This is a genomic window from Vibrio sp. 10N.222.49.C9 (assembly GCF_041474985.1).
GTDB lineage: Bacteria > Pseudomonadota > Gammaproteobacteria > Enterobacterales > Vibrionaceae > Vibrio > Vibrio crassostreae_C.
On sequence record NZ_JBFRVD010001451.1, the window covers coordinates 1 to 369 of the forward strand.

Genomic DNA, 369 nt, shown 5'->3' on the forward strand with positions numbered 1-369 from the left:
ATTGAGACGGCAGTTTGGGTTATTGCACTTGCAAATAAGGGCAAAGAACAGCGTGTTCATCTGTGATCTCACAATGCAAATACCGTCAACACTAAGGCTGATATAGCGGCCGAAGATTTGTTTGGTGGTCACAGTGTGATTTGGAAGTCGTTTCTCTAATGTGTTTCTTAGTTCATAGATGACTGGGTTTAGATTAACAACAGCGCTCATAGCTCTCGATATGTTCGTTAATGAAGACCCGTACATTTTTCATCCATAATCGTTTTGGTGGGGTGTTGAGGGGAATTTTACCGAGCTAGTTCAATGTTTTGAGTTTGGGCGACCGATATGCGTTAGTGCCTTTTTCATTGGTCAGAGATTGTGTTGTTT

Annotated in this window: 1 protein-coding gene; it reads right to left on the reverse strand. The window is 41.7% G+C overall.

Translation table 11 applies throughout. The features are described from left to right. The coding region (locus tag AB4585_RS28705; RefSeq protein WP_372172180.1) for a hypothetical protein at positions 1-210 on the reverse strand (210 nt) is incomplete at its 3' end. Positions 211-369: the final 159 nt, after the last annotated feature.